This window comes from Klebsiella sp. 2-CIP_Kleb. (genome assembly GCF_050378715.1).
GTDB classification, from domain to species: domain Bacteria; phylum Pseudomonadota; class Gammaproteobacteria; order Enterobacterales; family Enterobacteriaceae; genus Klebsiella; species Klebsiella quasipneumoniae.
Map to the genome: position 1 here is coordinate 215,574 of NZ_JBNRLG010000006.1, position 22,650 is coordinate 238,223.

Consider the following 22,650-nt stretch of genomic DNA (forward strand, 5'->3'; position numbering starts at 1 on the left):
AGAAAAGCGGGCAGAGAAACCGCCATCGTTATCACAGATAGCGGAACTTGCGGTGATGCGATATAAATAAAACAACAAGTTAACGCCACTGTAACCAGACGAGGTGGAGAATGTTAGAACAAGTATGTCAGCTTGCACGGAACGCGGGCGATGCCATCATGGAAGTTTACGATGGAAACCAGCCGATCAACGTCGCCAGCAAGAAAGATGATTCTCCGGTCACGGCGGCGGATATCGCGGCGCATAAAGTCATTGTCAGCGGCCTGCAGGCGCTGGATGCCACCATTCCCATTCTGTCGGAAGAGGACCCGCCGGCCTGGGAAGTGCGCCAGCACTGGCAGCGCTACTGGCTGGTCGACCCGTTGGACGGCACCAAAGAATTTATTAAGCGTAACGGCGAGTTCACCGTTAATATCGCGCTGATTGAAAACGGCAAGCCGACGCTGGGCGTGGTCTATGCGCCGGTGATGAAGGTGATGTACAGCGCGGAAAAAGGCAAAGCCTGGAAAGAAGAGTGCGGCGTGCGCAAGCAGATCCAGGTCCGCGATGCCCGTCCACCGCTGGTGGTGATCAGCCGCTCCCATGGCAACGATCCGGAGCTGCAGGAGTACCTTGAGCAGCTGGGCGAGCACCAGACCACTTCCATCGGCTCCTCGCTGAAGTTCTGCCTGGTGGCGGAAGGCCAGGCCCAGCTCTATCCGCGCTTCGGGCCGACCAGCACCTGGGACACCGCCGCCGGCCATGCCGTCGCGGTCGCCGCCGGGGCGCATGTTCACGACTGGCAGGGCAAAACCCTCGACTACACGCCGCGTGAATCCTTCCTCAATCCCGGCTTCCGGGTCTCTATTTATTAAGCAATTTATGCAGCAGGTCGATCACCTGCTGCACCTCTTGCTGAGTGAGCGCGCCGTCTTTGGCCCACTGGATGCGCCCGCTCTTATCCAGCACCACAATCGCCGAGCTCTTCTCGTCCAGCTGCCAGGCTTTTCGCACCAATCCATTGCTGTCGACGATAAATTGCGACCATGGGAAGAGCTTTTTATTGCTTTCGATACTGTTGCGCACAAACATACCGGTGCCCGGGATGGCATCGTCGGTATTGACGATGGTGGTGGTCTGATAGCGATCGTGCGGGAAGCCCGCCGCTTTAATCGCCTCGATCAGATTGGCATTTTTCTCTTTTGCTGACGAGCGTCCGGCGATGTGCTGGACGACGCGCACTTTTCCCGCCAGCTGCGAGCTATTCCAGTTTTTATAGCTAAACTTATCATTATCCAGAATTAATTCGCCCCGATCCGCGACGCCGACCGGCGCCACGCGCTGGCCATCGACAAAGTTATGCGCTGAGGCCAGCAGCGGCACGAGGAGTAACGAGGCGGCCAGTATGCTACGTAGGGTCATACGGTTTCCTTAATCATTTTTTGTGCAGGTGATCCGACCACTTGGTCTCGTTTAATCATAAGTGCGATTGGTGGTGATTACCCGCAATGAGGATGCCAGTTTGCGTGTTGACGCACAAATTAGTCGAAAAACGGCGACTTATACTTACTTCATCGTATGTCTGAAACGAAAATTCTGAATTATTGTCATCAAAGGGTAAATAAACTTATACATACTGGGTCCCTCTGAGATTCTGGACTATAGTTTTAGGGCATTAAAATTTGCGCTCCCGATACGTGGGCTAACTGTGGCACCACAGGAGCGTAACCCTGGCAGGAGAGAAGAATGAAAATTTTCCAACGCTACAATCCGCTGCAAGTGGCGAAGTACGTGAAGATCCTGTTTCGTGGACGGTTGTACATCAAGGACGTTGGCGCATTTGAATTTGATAAGGGCAAAATCCTTATCCCGAAGGTCAAGGACAAGCTGCATCTGTCAGTGATGTCCGAAGTCAATCGTCAGGTGTTGCGTCTGCAAACTGAGATGGCATAACCTGAAACGTAGCAGTACGTAGTAGGTAAAAGACGGCTCCCGATGGGAGCCGTTGATGTTTTTAGCCCTTCATTTCCGCATAGCGTTTGCGATATTCGCCCGGTGGAATACCGTTATGTTTACGAAACAAGCGGGTGAAATAGACCGGATCGCTGTAGCCTACCGATAAAGCAATTTTGTTAAGCGGGAGCGAGGTGCTCTGAATAAGCCACCTGGCGCGGTTGATGCGTTGCGTTTCCCGCCATGCATAAACCGTTTGCCCCAGTTCATTTTTGAAAAGGTGCGCCAGACGTGAAGGGGAGATAAATACCATCGCCGCCAGGGTCTCGATTTTTACCTCCTGCGCAATATGGGCGTTGAGGTAGTCGCAGACGGCGTTAATCCGTGGGTCGTGGGCGTGACGGTTGCTGATGGGCTGTCGCTGAAAACAGTGAAGGATCAATCTTTCCAGGGCGTTCATCGCCAGCGCTTCCGACAGCGGCGCGGATGCCGAGTGATGGCGTATCACTTCGTAGAACAGATCGCGCAGCTGCTGGAGCTGTTCGGGATCGTTAATGGTTGTTTTGCCGATACCGTGAGTAGTTTGGTCCCACTTTAGCCAGTCTATCCAGTAGGGGCGGGGGATAAAGTAGATCCACAGATGGTCCCAATACTCGCTGTGCTCGTCCCTGCCGTAGTGATGGGGCACCCCGGGAGGAAACAGCAGCAGATCGTTTTCCCGGCACAGAAGGAAGCCATCGCCCGCCTTCGCCCGCGCCTGGCCGCGCAGGGTCAGATTAATGATGTAACCTTTCATCCCCTGCGGGCGGTTAATGTAGTAGTCCAGCGTGGAGCCGCGGGTAATCGGCGTGAAGCCTGCGACGACCCAGGCATTGAAGGTAAAGGTCTTCATCAATGGCGAGAAATTGAGTAGCTCATTGATATCCAGTTCCATTCTCTCTCCCACCTGAGCGCCGCCGCGTCGTTAGCTTTCGATGATAGTAAATTCCCAGGCCCTGAGGCGCAACGGCTGGCCGACGTATACTGTCTCCCCGCTCAGCAGCGCGCTACCCGCGGTCTCGCTGACAAATTCCAGCGTCTCGCCGGAGTAATTGAACAGGAAGTGGGTGGTTTTCCCGGCGCGATTACGCATTTTTTTGACCACTAATGGGAAGCGATAGGCGGAAGTGCGCGAGCGCAATGCGATATCGGCGGTTAGTACATCAAACAGCTGGCTAATCAATCCCTTCTGCGGCAGGAAGCCAACATACATCGCTCGTCCCCGGCCATAATCCGCTTCGGTGGCGGCGGCGTATTCGCCCCATGCCGGATGCTGATAGCGCAGCAAGGTGCGGGTCCCATCATCGGGCGTCAGCAATTCCATCCACAGCTCAGCCTGATTGTCATTGCGGCAATCAATCTCTGCACAGCAAGAGCTTACCGTCGCCCCTTCCGGCAGGGTGAACTGGCTGTAGCTGACGCCGCAGCTCTGCCGCAGGATCCCAGGCTGCGCGCTGCGGCGTACCTTGACGTTTTCATCGCTAAAGCCCGATTTAAAGCCGATAAGCGCTCTGCCGCCCTCGGCGATATAGTGATTGATCCGCGCCAGCAGGCCATCATCGGCAGCGTACAGGCCGGGAACGATCAGCACTCGGTAGCGCGAGGTTTCCTCGTTTACATCGTGGATGATGTCGAGGCTGATATTGTGGTCATACAGCGCATCGTGGAAGCGGCGAAAGATATCGTTATAAATGTTGCCCTCGGCATCGCCAGGACGGAAGTGATTGAGGGCGTCCATTGCCTCATTGCTTATCAGCAGCGCAACGTCGTTTTCGGCCTTCAGCTCCGCCAGCTGCGGCGACAGGCGGGCAAAGTCAGCCCCGATAGTGGTGGCCTCCTGCCAGGTCGGGTTACGCGAGAAGTCGTGGCTGAGCAGCCCCTTCCAGTAGGTTTCGAAGGCGTTATGAATCGAATGCCAGTGCCAGTAGGAGACCATGGCGGCGCCGGAGGCGATATGGCTGAACGCCTGCAGGCGCAGCTGGCCCGGGTAGGGAGTCCACTGGGCGAAGCCCTGCGCCTGGGTTTCCAGCACGAAGTAGTTCTGGCCCGGCTTAAGCGAGCGGGTGATGGCGCCGCCAAAGGCGATTTCCCGCCCGGTCAGGTGTGCCTGGCTCGGGTGATAGATATCGACGCCGGCGATATCCAGCGCCTGCGCCGCCGCAAAATGGTCGACCCGCGGCTGCACGCCGTAAGAGTAACCGCGCCATTCAAAATCGAAGTTGTGGGTGACGAACTGGTGCGGTTGGGCGTACTCGCGCACAATCTCCGCCTGCCAGGCCAGATACTCGGTGACCTGCTGGCGCTGATAGCGGGAGAAGGCGCAGGCGAGGCTGGCGTTGATGGTGTTTTCCACCGGCGGAAAATCCTGCCAGCGGTCAATGCGGTTGCTCCAGTAATCCAGACCGAAATCGTGATTCAGTTGTCGGAGGTCTGGATATTTCTCCTGCAGGCTGCGCACGAAGCCCTCCTGCATATAGCGGCCAATATTGTCGTAATGCTTGGTTTCGTTATCCAGTTGCCAGCCGATAATCGCCGGATGGTGTTGCACATGGGCCATCAGCGTGCGGATAATTTTTTCGGCATAGCGGCGAAAGGTCGGGTTGACGATATCCATGATCTGCCGCGGACCATATTTTTGCTGCCCCGCGACGGTGGTGACCAGAATATCGGGATGTTTCGCCGCCAGCCAGGCCGGTACCGCGTAGGTGGGCGTCCCGACGATGACCGCAATGCCGGCCTCATGCATCGCCTCGAGCACCCGGTCGATATGGTAGAAATTGTACTGGCCCTCTTCAGGCTCCAGCGTACTCCAGGTGGACTCGGCGATACGCACCACGTTAATGCCGGTTTCGCGCATTAAGGCGATATCGCTGGCCAGCCGATCTTCCGGCATATATTCATCGTAATACGCCACGCCATAAAATAACTGAGACATGCAGACTACCTCCTGACATTAATTCGCGGGCACGGGTTGTGGAGAGAAGACACGCGCTTTATCCAGCGTGATAAACGAAATGAGCGTGAAGCACAGGGCGATACTGCCGAGCACAATATAGCTGCTGGTAAAGCCCATGCTCTGGTACATATGGCCGATGCCGGTGGAGAGAAAAATAGAGCTAAAGCTTTTTGAAAACTGGAAGCCAATTAAGTAAACCGTCGCGGAAAGCAGGGGGTTAAAGTTAGCGGTAATATATTTAAGCGCCGCGACGAGTAACACCGAGCTTTCAAATCCATGGAGTAGTTTAATCAGGCTGATGGATACCGGGCCAATAGCCCACGCGGAACCGATAATGCGCAAGCTCATAATCAGCCCGCAGTATAACAGCGCATTTTTCGGGCCGATTTTATTCACAAACCATGGCGCAAAGAACATCACGATGGCATCAAGGAAAATCTGACCCGTGGTTAAATAACCGAAGACTTCTGCACCCCGGGCTTTACTCTCAAAGAAATGGCTGTAGTAGATAGCGAACTGCTGGTCATAGGTTTCATAGACCGCCCCGACGCCAATGACATAGAGGGCGAAGAACCAGAATTTTTTAATTTTTAACAACGAGACGGCATCGCGGAGGGTAACCGGCGACGTTTTGCCGGACAGCAGCCCCTGCTTTTGATGGGTGCTGATCTGCATTTTCCAGACAATCACCAGCAGGCAGACGCCTGCTGCGCTGGCCAGCCAGAAAATCATGTTCTGATCGATGCCGTAGAGCTTTCCTGCCGCAAAGGTGCCGATCGCGGCGCCGATGCCGCCGAACATCCGCGCCCGACCAAATTCGAAGCCGGAGGCGCGGCTGACCTTATCGATGTAGGCTTCGCAAATACCGCAGCCTGCGCCGTAGGCCATGCCAATATAGAGGCCGCCAGCCAGCGCGCCGAGGAACACATTTATTTTTAACAGAGGCGCGAAGACATAGATCCAGTATGGAGCGAATAAGGTGATAATGATCGCCAGCATCCACATCAGATTCTTACGATACACCAGCTTATCCGATATAAAACCGAATAATGGCTGAACGCAGACGGCCACAATGGCAGTGAAAGAATAAACCAGACCGACGTCCGTGTAGTTAATACCGATGGTTTCCGTTAACCACAGTGATAAATAGGGGTAGCAGCATCCCCAGCCTATAAAGAAAAACAGGAAAAACAGACAGCTGACAAAGTAATTTTTATTCGACGTTATCATGGTAACCCTCGCTTCCTTTATTCAGGAATATGATCGTGTAGACGCGAGCAACGTTACCTTTTTGCGCACGGGGGAGTCATAAACGTTTCGCTATCGAGCAGTAATAATCTGCTATCGGCAGAGGGGCGTGAGCCGCTTCACATTCGGGCAATAAAAAGGGCGGATGATCATCCGCCCTTAAGAGAGAGAAAGGATTACGCTCAGGCGTTCTGGCTTTCCGCCGCTTCCGCCTGCTTGGGCACCAGCACTGTGGGCTTGTTATCGATGCGGGTCACCAGCAACTGGTCAATACGGTAGTTATCGATATCCACGACCTCGAACTTATAGCCGGAGAACTTCACCGCGTCGGTGCGTTTGGGGATTTTACGCAGCATAAACATCATAAAGCCGCCGATGGTCTCGTAGTTCCCGGACTGCGGAAACTCGTCGATATCCAGCACGCGCATCACGTCATCAATCGGCGTACCGCCATCGATTAGCCACGAGTTTTCATCGCGGGCGACGATCTGCTCTTCCAGCCCCTGGCCGACGAGGTCGCCCATCAGAGTTGTCATCACGTCGTTAAGGGTGATGATCCCGACCACCAGCGCATATTCATTCATGATCACCGCAAAGTCTTCCCCGGCGGTTTTGAAGCTTTCCAGCGCTTCGGACAGGGTCAGGGTATCCGGGACGATCAACGTGTTGCGGATCTGCACGCCGCCGGTCAGCACCAGGCTCTGGTTCGCCAGCACGCGGTTCAGCAGATCTTTTGAATCGACGTAGCCGATAATGTGGTCGATATCTTCATTACAGACGAGGAACTTCGAGTGCGGGTGTTCGGCCACTTTATTCTTCAGGCTCTGCTCGTCTTCATGCAAATCAAACCAAATGACGCTTTCACGCGGGGTCATGGAGGAAGGAACGGTGCGGGACTCCAGCTCAAAGACGTTCTCAATCAGCTCATGCTCCTGCTTGCGCAGCACCCCGGCCAGCGCGCCGGCTTCGACCACGGCATAGATATCGTCGGAGGTGATATCGTCTTTCCGCACCATCGGCAGTTTAAAGATGCGGAAGATCATGTTGGCCATGCCGTTAAACAACCACACCAGCGGGCGGAAGACTAACAGGCAGAAGCGCATCGGGTTGATGATGCGCAGGGCCACAGTTTCGGGCGCAATCATACCGATGCGTTTCGGAGTCAGGTCAGCAAACAGGATGAACAAGCTGGTGACCAGGGTAAAAGAGATGATGAAGCTCAGTTGCTCGGAGAGCTCCGGTGACAAATACCCGCTGAGCAGGCTATGAAACGCCGGTGAGAAAGCCGCGTCGCCCACAATACCGCCAAGAATGGCGACGGCGTTGAGGCCAATCTGCACGACGGTAAAGAAGGTGCCCGGGTTCTCCTGCATCTTCAGCACCCGCTGTGCGTTGACGTTGCCTTCATCGGCCAGCAGTTTCAGTTTGATTTTACGTGAGGCGGCCAGTGAGATTTCCGATATCGAAAAAAACGCACTGACGGCTATCAGACAGAGTATTACTAAAATACTGTTTAACATATCTTTTCTGACCGTTGAGGTCAGATCCTCGGAAGGGAAGTTGATAACTTAAATGTGGAATACATAAAAAACCGGTCCGAAGGCGCTGGACCGGCTGTCACACTGGGTAGTATAGCGTAAGGGAATGTAAAGCCGCCAGAGCGTTCATTAACCGCCTCGCTGTTGAGGCGGAAATCAGAATTACGCCTGAGGCGGCAGGCAGACGCCAATGCCGCCAATGCCGCAATAGCCATGCGGGTTCTTATACAGATACTGCTGGTGATCGTCCTCGGCATAGTAGAACGGTTTGGCGGTGGCGATCTCGGTGGTGATGTGACGGGTATCGTGCGCGTCGTTCATCGCCGCCTGGAAGCGCGCGAGGCTGGCCTTTGCCGCTTCCGTCTGTTCCGGCGTCAACGGATAGATCGCCGAACGGTACTGGGTGCCGAGGTCGTTACCCTGTCGCATGCCCTGCGCGGGGTCGTGATTTTCCCAGAACACCTGCAATAACTGCTCATAGCTGATGACCTGCGGATCGTAGACCACGCGCACCGCTTCCGCGTGACCGGTCTGGCCGCTGCACACTTCGCGATAGGTCGGATTGGGCGTATAGCCGCCAGTGTAGCCGGCGGCAGTGCTGTAAACCCCCGGCAATTGCCAGAACAGACGTTCAACTCCCCAGAAGCAGCCCATGGCGAACAGTGCCACTTCCATCCCCGCCGGGACGTTGGTCATCGAGTGGCCGTTAACTGCGTGGAGCGTCGCCACTGGCATCGGGGTATTGCGTCCAGGCAGCGCATCCGCCTGGGCGACAAGATGCGTTTTATCAAATAGACTCACGGTGGGCCTCTCAATACAGAAATCGTCGTTAAGGTTGTAACGAAGCGTGTCTTTTAACAAAATAAATACGCGTAATACGTCTAGATTAATACATAAGAATTATTTGGGTTATTGCCACTTTTTCAACCCTAAGTTGTTAGGGTTTTGTTAAGCCGTGGAGCGGCGCCAGTGTTTCCTGTAGGGGGAAACAGGGATATTCAGGAGAAAATGTGCTAAAAATCCGCCAGTTATGTGTCACCAGCCTTTTGCTGGTCAGCGGGGTCGCCAGCGCAGCGAATGTGCGTTTGCAGGTTGAGGGATTATCCGGAGAGCTGGAGAAAAACGTTCGCGCCCAGCTTTCCACCATCCAGAGTGATGAGGTCACGCCGGATCGTCGCTTTCGCGCGCGCGTCGATGACGCCATTCGCGAAGGTCTGAAAGCGCTGGGGTATTACGAGCCGACGATTGAATTTGATCTGCGTCCGCCGCCGAAAAGGGGCCGTCAGGTGCTGATCGCCAAAGTGACCCCGGGTGAGCCGGTGCGCATTGGCGGAACCGAGGTGATTCTGCGCGGCGGCGCCCGCACCGACAGCGATTACCTGGCGCTGTTGAAAACCCGCCCGGCCATTGGGACGGTGCTCAACCACGGCGATTACGACGGTTTCAAGAGCTCGTTGACCCGCGTCGCCCTGCGCAAAGGCTACTTTGACAGCGAGTTCAATAAAAGCCAGCTGGGGGTCTCCCTCGACCGCCATCAGGCGTTCTGGGATATCGATTACGACAGCGGCGAACGCTATCGCTTTGGCCACGTCACCTTCTCCGGATCGCAAATTCGCGATGAATACCTGCAAAACCTCGTGCCGTTTAAAGAGGGCGACTACTACACCTCGCAGGACCTGGCCGAGCTAAACCGCCGCCTGGCGGCGACCGGGTGGTTCAGTTCGGTGGTGGTGGCGCCTGATTTTGCTAAGTCACGGAAAACCAAGGTGCTGCCTCTGCAGGGCGTTGTCTCGCCACGCAAAGAGAACACCGTGGAAACCGGGGTAGGGTACTCCACAGACGTCGGTCCGCGGGTGAAAGCCACGTGGAAAAAACCGTGGATGAACTCCTATGGCCACAGCCTGACCTCCAGCGTCAGCCTCTCCGCCCCGGAGCAGCAGTTTGACTTCACCTATAAAGTCCCGCTGCTCAAGAGCCCGCTCGAGCAGTACTATCTGATGCAGGGCGGCTTTAAGCGTACCGATCTCAATGACACCCAGGCCGACTCCACCACCCTGGGGGTGTCGCGTTTCTGGGAGATGTCGAGCGGCTGGCAGCGGGCGATTAACCTGCGCTGGAGCCTGGACCACTTTACCCAGGCGAACGTCACCAACACCACCATGCTGATTTACCCCGGGGTCTCGGTGAACCGCACTCGCTCCCGCGGCGGCCTGATGCCTACCTGGGGCGATTCGCAGCGCTACTCGGTGGACTACTCCAACACCATGTGGGGCTCGGACATCAACTTTATCGTGATGCAGGCTCAGGACGTCTGGATCCGTACCCTCTATGACCGCCACCGCTTTGTGGTGCGTGGCAACCTGGGCTGGATCGAAGCGGACAACTTTGACAAGGTGCCGCCGGACCTGCGTTTTTTCGCCGGGGGCGATCGCAGTATTCGCGGCTATAAATACAAATCCATCTCGCCGAAGGACGATGACGGCAAGCTGATCGGGGCCTCGAAGCTGGCCACCGGCTCGCTGGAATATCAGTACAACGTCAGTGGCAAGTGGTGGGGCGCCGTGTTTGTCGATAGCGGCGAAGCGGTCAGCGATATTCGCGAGAGTGATTTCAAAACCGGCGCCGGGGTAGGCGTGCGCTGGCAGTCGCCGGTGGGGCCGATCAAGCTGGATATCGCCCGGCCAATCGGCGACAAAGAAGAGCATGGTTTACAGTTTTACATCGGTCTGGGGCCTGAATTATGAGTTTATGGAAGAAGATAAGCCTCGGCGTATTAATCGTGTTGGTTCTCCTGCTGGGCACCGTCGGGTTCCTGGTGGGCACCACCACCGGCTTGCATCTGGTGTTCAAAGCGGCGGATCGCTGGGTGCCGGGGCTGGAAATCGGCAAAGTGACCGGCGGCTGGCGTGATTTAACCCTCGATAATGTCCGCTATGAGCAGCCCGGCGTGGCGGTGACCGCCGGCCAGTTTCATCTCAGCGTCAGGCTGCGCTGTCTGTGGGACAGCAGTCTGTGCGTAAACGACATCTCGCTGCGCGATATTTACGTCGCCGTCGATACGAAGAAGATGCCGCCCTCTGCGCCGGTCGAGGAAGAGGACAGCGGGCCGCTGAATCTCTCCACCCCTTATCCGATCGCCCTCAGCCGCGTCGCGCTGCATAACGTCAACGTCAAAATCGACGATACCGCGGTCTCCGTGCGCGATTTTTCCACCGGCCTGAACTGGCAGGAGAAAAACCTGACCCTGACGCCGACCTCGCTGCAGGGGCTGCTGATCGCCCTGCCGAAGGTGGCGAAAGTGGCGCAGGAGCAGGTGGTTGAGCCGAAAATCGACAACCCGCAGCCGCAGGAAAAACCGCTCGGCGAGACGATGACCGACCTCTTCTCGCAGCCGGTACTGCCGGCAATGACCGATGTGCACCTGCCGCTGAACCTCAACATTCAGGCGTTCCGCGGCGAGCAGCTGCGCCTGACCGGCGATACCGATATCACGGTGTACAACCTGCTGCTGAAAGTCAGCAGTATCGACGGGCAGATGAAGCTCGACGCCCTCGACATCGACTCCGATCAGGGCAAGGTCAGCGCTTCGGGCAGCGCCCAGCTACAGGATAACTGGCCGGTAGACATCACCCTCGCCGGAACGCTGAACGTCGACCCGATGAAAGGGGAGAAGGTGCAGCTGAAGGTGGGCGGCGAGATACGTAAAACGCTTAAGGTCGGAGTGGATTTAAGCGGGCCGGTCGCGGCCACGCTGCGGGCGGACGCGCAGCTGGCGGAGTCCGGGCTGCCGCTCAATATGGAGCTGAAGAGCAAGCAGCTCGCCTGGCCGTTCAGCGGCGAGAAGCAGTTCCAGGCCGACGACGTCCAGCTGAAGTTCAGCGGCAAAATGACCGACTACGCGCTGGCCTTCTCCACCGCGGTGAAAGGCCAGTCGCTGCCGCCGGCGAAAATCGCCCTCAACGCCAAAGGCAATGAGCGGCAGATCAATCTCGACAAGCTGACGGTCAATGCCCTGGAAGGGAAAACCGAGCTGAAGGCGCTCCTCGACTGGCAGCAGGCGATCAGCTGGCGCGGCGAGCTGACCCTCGACGGCATCAACACCGCCAAAGAGGTGCCGGACTGGCCATCGAAGCTCAATGGCAGGATCAAGACCCAGGGCAGCCTGTACGGCGGCAGCTGGCAGATGTCGGTGCCGGAGCTGAAAATTACCGGCAACGTGAAACAGAACAAGGTGGATGTTTCGGGCTCGCTGCAGGGCAACAGCTATCTGCAGTGGAAAATCCCGGGGCTGCATCTGGCGTTAGGCCCGAACAGCGCCGATATCAAAGGTGAGCTGGGGGTGAAGGATCTGAATCTCGACGCCACCATCGATGCGCCGCACCTGGATAATGCGCTGCCGGGGCTCGGCGGGACGGCGAAGGGGCTGGTGAAAGTGCGCGGCACTGTCGATGCGCCGCAGCTGCTGGCGGACATCACCGCCCGGGCGCTGCGCTGGCAGGAGCTGACCATCGCCCAGGTCAACGTCAAAGGGGATGTGAAATCCACCGATCAGATCGGCGGCAACCTGGACGTACGGGTGGATCGCATCAGCCAGCCGGGGGTGAATATCAGCCTGGTGCAGCTCAATGCCAAAGGCACTGAGAAGCAGCATGAGCTGCGGCTGCGGGTGCAAGGCGATCCGGTTTCCGGCCAGCTGGCGCTGGCGGGCAGCTTCGATCGTCAGGCCGAGCGCTGGAGAGGCGCGCTAAGCGATACCCGCTTCCAGACGCCGGTGGGGCCGGTGGCGCTGACGCGCAGTATCGCGCTGGACTATCGCAACCAGGAGCAGAAAATCAGCATCGGACCACACTGCTGGACCAACCCGAACGCCGAGCTCTGCGTGCCTGAGACCATTGACGCAGGCGCCAGCGGGCGGGCGCGGGTGAATCTCAACCGCTTCGACCTGGCGATGCTCAAGCCGTTTATGCCGGAGGCGACCCAGGCCAGCGGCGTCTTTACCGGTAATGCCGATGTCAGCTGGGACACCACCAAAGAGGGGCTGCCGCAGGGTAAAGTGACCCTCAGCGGGCGCAACGTCAAAGTGACCCAGGTGGTCAATGACGCCCCGCTGCCGGTGGCATTCGATACGCTGAACCTCAGCGCCGACCTGCATAACAATCGCGCGGAGCTGGGCTGGCTTATCCGCCTGACCAACAATGGCCAGCTGGATGGGCAGGTGCAGGTCACCGACCCGCAGGGGCGGCGTAACCTCGGCGGCAACGTCAATATCAGCAACTTCTCGCTGGCGATGATCAACCCGATTTTCGCCCGCGGTGAAAAGGCGGAGGGAAGGCTCAACGCCCGTCTGCGCCTGGGCGGCAACGTGAAGAGTCCGCAGCTGTTCGGCCAGATGCAGTTAAGCGGGGTGGATATCGACGGCAACTTTATGCCGTTTGATATGCAACCGAGCCAGCTGGCGATGAACTTCAACGGCACGCGCTCGACCCTGCAGGGGACGGTGAACACCCGTCAGGGGCAAATCGCCCTCAGCGGCAACGCCGACTGGACGCAGATCGATAACTGGCGGGCGCAAATTGCGGCGAAAGGCAGCCGGGTGCGGATCACGGTGCCGCCGATGGTCCGTCTCGATGTATCGCCGGACGTGGTGTTTACCGCCACGCCAAGCCTGTTCAACCTCGATGGCAAGGTGGATGTGCCCTGGGCGCGGATCGTGGTCAACGAAGTGCCGGAGAGCGCGGTTGGCGTGTCTTCTGATGAAGTGATGCTCGACAAAAACCTCAAGCCGATTAATCAGCAGAGCGCCGGGATCCCGATCAACAGCAACCTGACGATCCACGTCGGCAACAACGTTCGTCTGGAAGCCTTCGGTCTGAAAGCGCGTCTGACCGGCGATCTGAAAGTGGCGCAGGACAAGCAGGGGCTGGGACTCAACGGGCAGATCAATATTCCGGACGGCCGCTTCCACGCCTATGGCCAGGATTTGATTGTGCGCAAAGGGGAACTGCTGTTCTCCGGTCCGCCGGATCAGCCATTACTGAATATCGAAGCAATTCGTAACCCGGATGCCACCGAAGACGACGTGATCGCCGGCGTTCGCGTCACCGGATCCGCCGATCAGCCGAAAGCGGAGATCTTCTCTGACCCGGTTATGTCCCAGCAGGAAGCGCTGTCTTATCTGCTGCGCGGCCAGGGTTTGAGCAGCGGACAGAGCGATAGCGCCGCGATGACCTCAATGCTTATTGGTATGGGGGTTGCACAAAGTGGTCAGGTTGTGGGTAAAATCGGCGAGACGTTTGGCGTAAGCAATTTGGCGTTGGACACCGAAGGGGTAGGCGACTCTTCCCAGGTGGTGGTCAGCGGCTATGTACTGCCGGGTCTGCAGGTAAAATACGGGGTCGGTATCTTCGATTCCCTGGCGACGCTGACTTTACGTTATCGCCTGATGCCTAAGCTATATGTGGAAGCGGTGTCTGGCATCGACCAGGCGCTCGATTTGCTCTATCAGTTTGAGTTTTAGCAATGCGAATATTTGTTTACGGCAGTTTACGACGCAAACAAGGCAACAGCCACTGGATGACCAACGCCCAGTGGCTGGGCGCTCATAGTGTCGACGATTATCAGCTGTACAGCCTGGGCCACTATCCAGGCGCGGTGCCCGGCGAAGGCACAGTACATGGTGAAGTTTATCGTATTGATGCATCGACGCTGGCCGAACTGGATGCGCTGCGCACCAAGGGGGGCGAGTATGCGCGCCACCTGATTCAGACGCCTTACGGCAGCGCATGGATGTATGTCTATCAACGTTCCGTTGAGGGTTGTACGTTGATAGCGAACGGCAACTGGTTGGATCGCGACCAGTATTAACCATGACAGCGCCACCTTCGGGTGGCGTTGTTTTTTTCTGCGCCTACCTCTTACCAGAGCGGAAGATAATCCTTCGCCAGCCACGCTGTGGAAGCCAGCGTCGTCAGCGCGAGGAATAATAATCGTCGTGTTGGGGTGCTAAACATTACATGACCTCCTCGAGCGTGGTAGGAGGGGCAGCCCACCGCAGGTAACGCCGCATCGCCGATCGCAGCTTCAGCCAGTCAGCCACCCGGTGTGACAATAACCAGGCCGTTGGGCCTATCAGCTCCAGCACCGCCAGTACCCCACCAAAACAGAGTAACAATAAGGACAGCATGTCCAGCGAATCCTGAACCTGCCACCAGACGCGCCGGCCTGACTGAAGGGCGCTGACGAGTTCTACTCCGAGAAATAACAGATACATCACCAGCGCGAGGCCGTAAAACAGGTAATAGAGCAGCGACAGCTGTCGGCGTCCAGGATAGAGCGGATGGTTTTTTATATAAGCCGCGCCGTCGCTGGCATTGTATAGCGCATGGATCGCCCGGCTGTCGCGCTCGTATACGGCGAGGATGCGATCGCCGGTGGCAAGAAACGGCGGCTGACAACGGTAAAACACCGGATGCAGCGCGAAATTAGCGCAGCCTGCCTGCCACCAGAAGGCCAGCGGCAGGGAACCGCATTGTATCCCGAGGCCGTGATATTCGCGGGTTGGATTGCCTGCATACCACTTCTTAAAGTGGGCGTCGATGATGATGTCTGCCTGAGCGGCATAGAGTTCCGGCAGGGCTTGCGTAAAAGGCATTGCCGACTGGCGGAGGGCTTGCGTCGTGGCGGGTAGCGGCTGGCAAAAGGAGACGTCGCGTCGGCGGGCCAGCGCCATCTTCGCCAGCAGATCGCGCATGGCGGGGTGCCGTTTTAGCGCCGGGTGGAACAGTCGCTCGTAGAGCCCGGTTAACAGCGCGATGAAGGCCAGTATCGCGATAATGCCGCAGCCGAACCTACCCCATTCCGAGGCGCTCACCAGGAGCGGGATAAGGGTGACGATGAGCGTCAGCAGGCTGATAAACAGCAGTGGCCGGGCCCAGCGCTTTACGTGTTGACTGGGCTCAAGGAGCGTTTCGCCATCGCTGAGCCAGTGGATCCAGTAACTGCCGTTGTCCAGGCGGCGGGCGCCAAGATGCAGGGGCTGATTGATCTTCAGACGGTCAAAAAGCGAGGGGTCGTTAAAATAGCGTTTATCGGTATAAAAGACATGCTCGCCGGCGATAAGGCGCAGATACCCCTGTTTTTCAGAGGCGGCGGTCGTGAAGCCAGAAAAGTTAAGAGTGAAATAGCGAACGCTTTTCACGGGACACCCTCCATGGTGTTATCGCGGCAATCCGTGCCGCAATCAGGCAGGGGATGACCCTGCCTGAGACAGAATTACTTCTGCTTAGCGCGCTCGAAAGAGGCAACGATTTCGGCTTTCGCCGCTTCCGCGTTGTCCCAACCGTCGACTTTAACCCATTTGCCTTTTTCCAGATCTTTGTAGTGCTCAAAGAAGTGAGTGATCTGGGCTTTCAGCAGTTCCGGCAGGTCGTTCACATCATTGATGTGATCGTATTCTTTGCTCAGCTTGGTGTGCGGTACGGCAACCAGTTTCGCGTCTTCACCGGATTCGTCGGTCATCTTCAGAACGCCAACCGGACGGCAGCGGATCACGGAGCCCGGCTGCAGCGGGTACGGGGTCGGGACCAGCACGTCAACCGGGTCGCCGTCCAGGGAGAGGGTGTGGTTGATGTAGCCGTAGTTGCACGGATAGAACATCGCTGTGGACATGAAACGGTCAACGAACAGTGCACCGCTCTCTTTGTCGACTTCGTATTTGATAGGATCTGCGTTCGCCGGGATCTCGATCACGACGTAGATGTCTTCCGGCAGATCTTTGCCCGCAGGTACGTTGAGTAAGCTCATGTCTGTTTCCTTTAAAATGTATGGCAAACAAGTGCTCGGTATTATAGCCAACTCACATCGAATGTCTTCGCTTCTTTTTTCCGATCTCGCCGCGGAGTGCTCTGAATTTTGCACGCCATAATGACATGAAAATCCATAAACATAGCCACATCATGAATAAATTTATGTAACCGTTTTCATTGCATGTGATTGATTTATCAAACTGCTTAAAAAAACGTCACAAACCGCCGCTGCCGCGCTCCCCGCTAAGCCTTATCCGCTCTCCGCTGGGCTATTGGGCTGTCATTAACATCTCATTTACTTTTTTGAAGTGTGATGTAACGCATTCAGTTACATCACCGATTGTCTATAGTTTGTCCGCAGGTGAGACTTTAACCAACAATAACCCTACGAGGATACCCTTATGTGGAAGCGCTTACTTCTTGTCACAGCAGTTTCCGCAGCTATGTCGTCTATGGCGATAGCTGCCCCGCTAACCGTAGGTTTTTCGCAGGTCGGTTCTGAATCCGGCTGGCGTGCGGCGGAAACCAGCGTCGCGAAAGAGGAAGCCGCCAAGCGCGGTATTACGCTGAAGATCGCTGATGGTCAGCAAAAACAGGAAAACCAGATCAAAGCGGTGCGCTCCTTTATCGCCCAGGGGGTTGACGCGATCTTCATTGCGCCGGTGGTGGCCACCGGCTGGGAGCCGGTGCTGAAAGAGGCGAAAGAGGCCAAGATACCGGTCTTCCTCCTCGACCGTTCCATTGATGTGAAAGATAAAGATCTCTACATGACCACCGTGACCGCCAACAACGTGCTGGAAGGCCAGCTGATTGGCGACTGGCTGGTGAAAACCGTCGACGGTAAGCCGTGTAACGTCGTTGAACTGCAGGGCACCGTCGGGGCCAGCGTGGCCATCGACCGTAAGAAAGGCTTCGCCGACGCTATCGCCAAAGCGTCGAATATCAAAATTATCCGCTCTCAGTCCGGCGACTTCACCCGCAGCAAAGGGAAAGAGGTCATGGAGAGCTTTATCAAGGCGGAGAATAACGGCAAAAACATCTGCATGGTATTCGCTCATAACGACGATATGGCCATCGGCGCCATCCAGGCCATTAAAGAAGCCGGTCTGAAGCCGGGCAAAGATATTCTGACCGGCTCCATCGACGGCGTGCCGGATATCTATAAAGCGATGATCGCCGGCGAAGCCAACGCCAGCGTCGAGCTGACGCCGAATATGGCCGGCCCGGCGTTTGATGCGCTGGAGAAATACAAAAAAGACGGCACCCTGCCGGAGAAGCTGACCATTACTAAATCGACGCTGTATCTGCCGGATACGGCGAAAGAAGAGTTAGAGAAGAAGAAAAATATGGGCTACTGAGTGGCTAGCCCCTCATACCGGCCCTCTCCGCAAGCGGAGAGGGTAACAGGCAGCGTTCCAGTAACCCCGGCAAGCAGAGCGCGAACCGGGGCAACCTGACATCATTTGAAGGTGATATCGATTATGAGCGCCGAGGCACACCAGGAGATCCTTCGCACCGAAGGACTCAGTAAATTCTTCCCCGGCGTTAAGGCGCTGGATAACGTCAACTTTAGCCTGCGGCGCGGCGAAATCATGGCCCTGTTGGGCGAAAACGGCGCCGGAAAATCGACGCTGATCAAAGCGCTTACCGGCGTTTACCATGCCGATCGCGGCACCATCTGGCTGGAAGGCCAGGCCATTTCCCCGAAAAATACCGCCCATGCCCAGCAGCTGGGGATCGGCACCGTTTATCAGGAAGTGAACCTGCTGCCGAATATGTCGGTGGCGGACAACCTGTTTATCGGCCGTGAGCCGCGGCGGTTTGGCCTGCTGCGGCGTAAAGAGATGGAGGCCAGGGCGACGGCGCTGATGGCCTCCTATGGCTTTTCCCTCGATGTGCGCGAGCCGCTGAACCGCTTTTCAGTAGCGATGCAGCAGATCGTCGCTATCTGTCGGGCTATCGACCTGTCGGCCAAGGTATTGATCCTCGACGAGCCCACCGCCAGCCTCGATACTCAGGAGGTGGAGATGCTGTTTACCCTGATGCGCCAGCTCAGGGATAACGGCGTCAGCCTGATCTTCGTCACCCATTTTCTCGACCAGGTCTATGCGGTCAGCGACCGCATTACCGTGCTGCGCAACGGCAGCTTCGTCGGCTGCCGCGAAACCCGCGAGCTGCCGCAGATTGAGCTGGTGAAAATGATGCTGGGCCGCGAACTGGACCACAACGCCCTGCAGCGGGCGGGCCGAACCCTGCTGAGCGATAAGCCGGTGGCGGCGTTCGAAGGCTACGGCAAGAAAGGCACCATCGCCCCGTTCGACCTGCAGGTCCGTCCGGGCGAAATTGTCGGCCTCGCCGGCCTGTTGGGTTCCGGACGCACTGAAACCGCCGAGGTGATCTTCGGCATTAAAACAGCGGACAGCGGGAAGGCATGGATCAAAGGCAAACCGCAAACCCTGCGCTCTCCGCATCAGGCCTCCTGCCTCGGGATCGGCTTCTGTCCGGAGGATCGCAAAACCGACGGCATTATCGCCGCCGCTTCGGTGCGGGAAAATATCGTCCTTGCCCTGCAGGCGCAGCGCGGCTGGCTGCGGCCGATACCCCGGCGTGAACAGAACGAGATCGCCGAGCGCTTTATTCGCCAGCTGGGGATCCGTACCCCCAGCGCGGAGCAGCCGATCGAGTTTCTCTCCGGCGGCAACCAGCAGAAGGTATTACTTTCCCGCTGGCTGCTGACCAAACCGCAGTTCCTGATCCTCGATGAACCGACCCGCGGCATTGACGTCGGCGCCCACGCGGAAATTATTCGCCTGATTGAAACCCTCTGCGCCGATGGTCTGGCGCTGCTGGTCATCTCCTCTGAACTGGAGGAGCTAGTGGGTTACGCCGATCGGGTCATTATCATGCGCGATCGCCGGCAGGTGGCCGAGATCCCGCTCGCCGAGCTCTCTGTACCGGCGATCATGAACGCTATTGCGGCATAAGGAGTAACTCATGATGCCTCGATCTCTTTCGCAAACCGGCCCGGAGAAGCGACGCTTCACCTGGCCGAAGGGCACCCCGCAGATCATTGCTCTGCTGCTGGTTCTGCTGGTCGACAGCCTGGTGGCGCCCCATTTTTATCAGGTGGTGCTCCAGGATGGCCGCCTGTTTGGCAGCCCAATCGATATTCTCAACCGCGCCGCTCCGGTGGCGCTGCTGGCCATCGGCATGACGCTGGTGATCGCCACCGGCGGCATCGACCTGTCGGTGGGGGCGGTGATGGCGATTGCCGGCGCGACGGCCGCCTCGATGACCGTCGCCGGACACAGCCTGGCGGTGGTGCTGCTGGCCTCGCTGGCGGCGGGCGCGCTGGCCGGGCTGTGGAACGGCATCCTCGTGGCGGTCCTTAAGATCCAGCCCTTTGTGGCGACGTTGATCCTGATGGTGGCCGGACGCGGGGTAGCGCAGTTGATCACCGCCGGGCAGATCGTCACCTTTGATTCCCCTGCGCTGGCGTGGCTTGGCAGCGGATCGTTTCTGCTGTTTCCGACGCCAGTGATCGTCGCCGCTGCTACGCTGCTGCTGTTCTGGCTGTTTACCCGTAAAACGGCGCTGGGCATGTTTATCGAAGCGGTGGGGATCAATATCCGCGCGGCGAAAAACGCCGGCGTTAATACCCGCATCGTGGTGATGCTGGCCTATGTCCTGAGCGGCGTCTGCGCGGCGATCGCCGGGATCATCGTGGCGGCGGACATTCGCGGCGCGGATGCCAATAACGCCGGGCTATGGCTGGAGCTGGACGCCATTCTGGCGGTGGTCATCGGCGGCGCTTCGCTGATGGGCGGGCGATTCAACCTGCTGCTGTCGGTGGTGGGGGCGCTGATTATCCAGGGCATGAACACCGGGATTTTGCTCTCCGGCTTCCCGCCGGAGCTCAACCAGGTGGTGAAAGCGGTGGTGGTGCTGTGCGTACTGATTGTCCAGTCGCCGCGCTTTATCGGTTTACTGAAAGGGGTACGCGGCCATGATAAAACGTAATTTACCGTTGATGATCACCCTCGCGGTGTTTGTGCTGGGCTATCTCTACTGCCTGACGCAATTCCCCGGCTTTGCCTCGACGCGGGTGATCTGCAATATCCTGACGGATAACGCCTTCCTCGGGATCATCGCCGTGGGCATGACCTTCGTGATCCTCTCCGGCGGGATCGATCTGTCTGTCGGGTCGGTGATCGCCTTTACCGGCGTCTTTCTCGCCAAAGCGATTGGCTTTTGGGGAATATCACCGCTGGTGGCGTTTCCGCTGGTGCTGGTGATGGGCTGCGCCTTCGGCGCGTTTATGGGGCTGCTGATTGACGCCCTGAAGATCCCGGCCTTTATCATCACCCTCGCCGGCATGTTCTTCCTGCGCGGCGTGAGCTATCTGGTGTCAGAGGAGTCGATTCCGATTAACCACCCGGTGTATGACACCCTGTCCGGGCTGGCATGGACCATTCCCGGCGGCGGACGCCTCAGCGCCATGGGGCTGCTGATGCTGCTGGTGGTGGTGGCCGGTATTTTTGTCGCCCACCGCACCCGCTTCGGCAATCAGGTGTATGCCATCGGCGGCAACGCGACGTCGGCGAATCTGATGGGGATTTCCACCCGCAGCGCCACAATCCGTATCTATATGCTCTCCACCGGGCTGGCGACGCTGGCCGGGATCGTCTTTTCCATTTATACCCAGGCGGGCTATGCGCTGGCGGGCGTCGGCGTGGAGCTGGACGCCATTGCCTCGGTGGTGATCGGCGGCACGCTGCTCAGCGGCGGCGTTGGCACCGTGCTGGGAACCCTGTTCGGGGTGGCGATCCAGGGGCTGATTCAGACCTACATCAACTTCGACGGCACCCTCAGCTCATGGTGGACGAAAATCGCCATCGGCATTTTGCTGTTTATCTTTATCGCGCTGCAGCGTGGGCTGACCGTGCTGTGGGAAAACCGGCAGAATGCGGCGGTGACGCGGGTGAGCGGGGCGGGGAGTCGCTAAGCGAGAGGCTCCTCCCGCAGGCGCGGGAGGAGCGGGCAGGGCGTTTAGGCGTCCGGGAACGACTTAATAAAGTTCTCGACGTCTTCCACCATGTGGTTGTTGCCGACGAAGAAGGAGCGGCGCTGGTGCAGGCTTTCCGGAACAATATCCAGAATACGCTCTTTACCATCGCTGGCCTTACCGCCCGCCTGTTCGGCAAGGAAGGCCATCGGGTTGCATTCATACAGCAGGCGCAGCTTACCATCCGGGTGGCTGGCGGTGCTTGGATAGAGGTAGATGCCGCCTTTCAGCAGGTTGCGGTGGAAGTCCGCCACCAGAGAGCCGATATAGCGTGAGGTATAAGGACGCTGAGTCGCTTTGTCTTCTTCCTGGCAGTACTTAATGTACTTCTTCACGCCCTGCGGGAATTTGATGTAGTTGCCTTCGTTAATGGAGTAGGTATTGCCCTTCTCCGGGAAGCGCATGCGCTCCTGGCACAGACAGAAGACGCCGAGGGACGGGTCATAGGTGAAGGCGTGGACGCCGCAGCCGGTGGTATACACCAGCATTGTCGAAGAGCCATAGACCACATAGCCCGCTGCCACCTGCTTGTTTCCCGGCTGCAGGAAATCTTCTTCTGTCACCGGCGTGCCAACAGGCGTCACACGGCGATAGATAGAGAAGATCGTACCGACAGAGACGTTAACGTCGATGTTAGAGGAGCCATCCAGAGGGTCCATCAGCACCACGTATTTGGCGTGTTCACACCCTTCGAAGACGACAATCTCATCTTCTTCTTCAGAGGCGATCCCGGCAACAATATCGCGTGCTCGCAGTGCGGCTTTTAATTTTTCATTAGCGAACAGATCGAGTTTTTGCTGAACCTCGCCCTGAACGTTTTCAGCACCGCTGGCACCCAGGATATCGACCAGACCGGCCTTGTTGATATCGCGGTGGATGATCTTGGCGCCCAGCTTTATTGCTGACAACAAAGCAGTCAGCTCACCGGTGGCGTGGGAGAACTCGTGCTGCTTTTCAACAATAAACTCACCTAACGTTTTCATAACTCGTTCCCTGCATTTTTATGTTGAGTAAAACGAACGCAACAATCTTAACAAAGAATCAAAAAAGTGCGCACTGGTGAATCGC

18 protein-coding genes are annotated in these 22,650 nt (G+C 57.4%); 9 read left to right on the forward strand and 9 right to left on the reverse strand.

Annotated elements, in window-relative coordinates:
• The first annotated feature begins 110 nt into the window (after positions 1 to 110).
• The gene (cysQ, locus tag ACQUTP_RS19610; protein ID WP_017900585.1) at positions 111 to 854 is read left to right on the forward strand and encodes a 3'(2'),5'-bisphosphate nucleotidase CysQ; all 744 of its coding nucleotides are present in this window, start codon (positions 111 to 113) and stop codon (positions 852 to 854) included.
• On the opposite strand, the gene ACQUTP_RS19615 is transcribed toward cysQ, so the two are convergent.
• Positions 844 to 1,401: a YtfJ family protein gene (locus ACQUTP_RS19615; RefSeq protein WP_004206478.1), complete on the reverse strand. Its 558-nt coding sequence runs from the start codon at positions 1,399 to 1,401 to the stop codon at positions 844 to 846. The two genes, cysQ and ACQUTP_RS19615, sit on opposite strands and share 11 nt — an antisense overlap.
• Positions 1,402 to 1,725: 324 nt before the next feature.
• Between ACQUTP_RS19615 and ACQUTP_RS19620 the strand changes: the two genes are divergently transcribed.
• Entirely contained in the window at positions 1,726 to 1,932 is a 207-nt protein-coding gene (locus tag ACQUTP_RS19620; RefSeq protein WP_002886707.1) for a DUF1107 domain-containing protein, read from the forward strand.
• A gap of 61 nt (positions 1,933 to 1,993) precedes the next feature.
• Here ACQUTP_RS19620 and araC read toward each other — a convergent pair whose 3' ends face one another.
• The 5 genes from araC to msrA all read right to left on the reverse strand — a co-directional run bounded on the left by araC (position 1,994) and on the right by msrA (position 8,514).
• Positions 1,994 to 2,866, reverse strand: a complete 873-nt coding sequence (gene araC / locus ACQUTP_RS19625) for an arabinose operon transcriptional regulator AraC (RefSeq protein WP_004206480.1) — start codon at positions 2,864 to 2,866, stop codon at positions 1,994 to 1,996.
• A gap of 30 nt (positions 2,867 to 2,896) precedes the next feature.
• On the reverse strand, positions 2,897 to 4,906 hold the full coding sequence (locus ACQUTP_RS19630) for a beta-galactosidase (RefSeq protein WP_080847912.1): 2,010 nt from the start codon (positions 4,904 to 4,906) through the stop codon (positions 2,897 to 2,899).
• 18 nt (positions 4,907 to 4,924) lie between these two features.
• On the reverse strand, positions 4,925 to 6,157 hold the full coding sequence (locus ACQUTP_RS19635; RefSeq protein WP_080847913.1) for an oligosaccharide MFS transporter: 1,233 nt from the start codon (positions 6,155 to 6,157) through the stop codon (positions 4,925 to 4,927).
• 200 nt (positions 6,158 to 6,357) lie between these two features.
• Positions 6,358 to 7,695 (reverse strand): hemolysin family protein, encoded by a 1,338-nt coding sequence (locus ACQUTP_RS19640; RefSeq protein WP_004206485.1) that lies wholly within the window; start codon positions 7,693 to 7,695, stop codon positions 6,358 to 6,360.
• A 180-nt stretch (positions 7,696 to 7,875) separates the two neighbouring features.
• A complete protein-coding gene (gene msrA / locus ACQUTP_RS19645; RefSeq protein WP_032456893.1) occupies positions 7,876 to 8,514 on the reverse strand; it encodes a peptide-methionine (S)-S-oxide reductase MsrA in 639 nt (212 codons plus the stop codon).
• Between the two features lie 209 nt (positions 8,515 to 8,723).
• Between msrA and tamA the strand changes: the two genes are divergently transcribed.
• From tamA to ACQUTP_RS19660, 3 genes are read left to right on the forward strand one after another with little or no spacing between them, the layout of a single operon-like run.
• A complete protein-coding gene (tamA, locus tag ACQUTP_RS19650; RefSeq protein WP_023319583.1) occupies positions 8,724 to 10,457 on the forward strand; it encodes an autotransporter assembly complex protein TamA in 1,734 nt (577 codons plus the stop codon).
• Positions 10,454 to 14,230: an autotransporter assembly complex protein TamB gene (tamB, locus tag ACQUTP_RS19655; protein ID WP_182971532.1), complete on the forward strand. Its 3,777-nt coding sequence runs from the start codon at positions 10,454 to 10,456 to the stop codon at positions 14,228 to 14,230. The genes tamA and tamB overlap by 4 nt, the downstream gene beginning before the upstream one ends.
• 2 nt (positions 14,231 to 14,232) lie before the next feature.
• Positions 14,233 to 14,577, forward strand: coding sequence for a gamma-glutamylcyclotransferase family protein (locus tag ACQUTP_RS19660; RefSeq protein ID WP_002886724.1), 345 nt, complete (start codon positions 14,233 to 14,235; stop codon positions 14,575 to 14,577).
• A 145-nt stretch (positions 14,578 to 14,722) separates the two neighbouring features.
• Here the strand turns inward: ACQUTP_RS19660 and ACQUTP_RS19665 are convergent, their stop codons facing one another.
• Together ACQUTP_RS19665 and ppa are read right to left on the reverse strand one after the other, a co-directional pair.
• A complete protein-coding gene (locus ACQUTP_RS19665; protein WP_285755470.1) occupies positions 14,723 to 15,910 on the reverse strand; it encodes a hypothetical protein in 1,188 nt (395 codons plus the stop codon).
• A gap of 74 nt (positions 15,911 to 15,984) precedes the next feature.
• On the reverse strand, positions 15,985 to 16,515 hold the full coding sequence (gene ppa, locus ACQUTP_RS19670) for an inorganic diphosphatase (protein ID WP_002886766.1): 531 nt from the start codon (positions 16,513 to 16,515) through the stop codon (positions 15,985 to 15,987).
• Between the two features lie 403 nt (positions 16,516 to 16,918).
• Between ppa and ytfQ the strand changes: the two genes are divergently transcribed.
• The 4 genes from ytfQ (at position 16,919) to yjfF (ending at position 21,522) form a co-directional block, all read left to right on the forward strand.
• Entirely contained in the window at positions 16,919 to 17,875 is a 957-nt protein-coding gene (gene ytfQ / locus ACQUTP_RS19675) for a galactofuranose ABC transporter, galactofuranose-binding protein YtfQ (protein ID WP_002886769.1), read from the forward strand.
• A gap of 123 nt (positions 17,876 to 17,998) precedes the next feature.
• Complete coding sequence (ytfR, locus tag ACQUTP_RS19680; RefSeq protein WP_008807146.1) at positions 17,999 to 19,501, forward strand: galactofuranose ABC transporter, ATP-binding protein YtfR; 1,503 nt, start codon at positions 17,999 to 18,001, stop codon at positions 19,499 to 19,501.
• 10 nt (positions 19,502 to 19,511) lie between these two features.
• Entirely contained in the window at positions 19,512 to 20,537 is a 1,026-nt protein-coding gene (ytfT, locus tag ACQUTP_RS19685; RefSeq protein WP_004206491.1) for a galactofuranose ABC transporter, ATP-binding protein YtfT, read from the forward strand.
• The gene (gene yjfF / locus ACQUTP_RS19690; protein WP_002886825.1) at positions 20,524 to 21,522 is read left to right on the forward strand and encodes a galactofuranose ABC transporter, permease protein YjfF; all 999 of its coding nucleotides are present in this window, start codon (positions 20,524 to 20,526) and stop codon (positions 21,520 to 21,522) included. Before ytfT ends, yjfF begins: the two co-directional genes overlap by 14 nt.
• Positions 21,523 to 21,566: 44 nt before the next feature.
• On the opposite strand, the gene fbp is transcribed toward yjfF, so the two are convergent.
• Positions 21,567 to 22,565 carry a class 1 fructose-bisphosphatase gene (gene fbp, locus ACQUTP_RS19695; protein ID WP_004206493.1) on the reverse strand — a complete coding sequence of 333 codons (999 nt, stop codon included), beginning with the start codon at positions 22,563 to 22,565 and terminating at the stop codon, positions 21,567 to 21,569.
• Positions 22,566 to 22,650 lie beyond the last annotated feature (85 nt).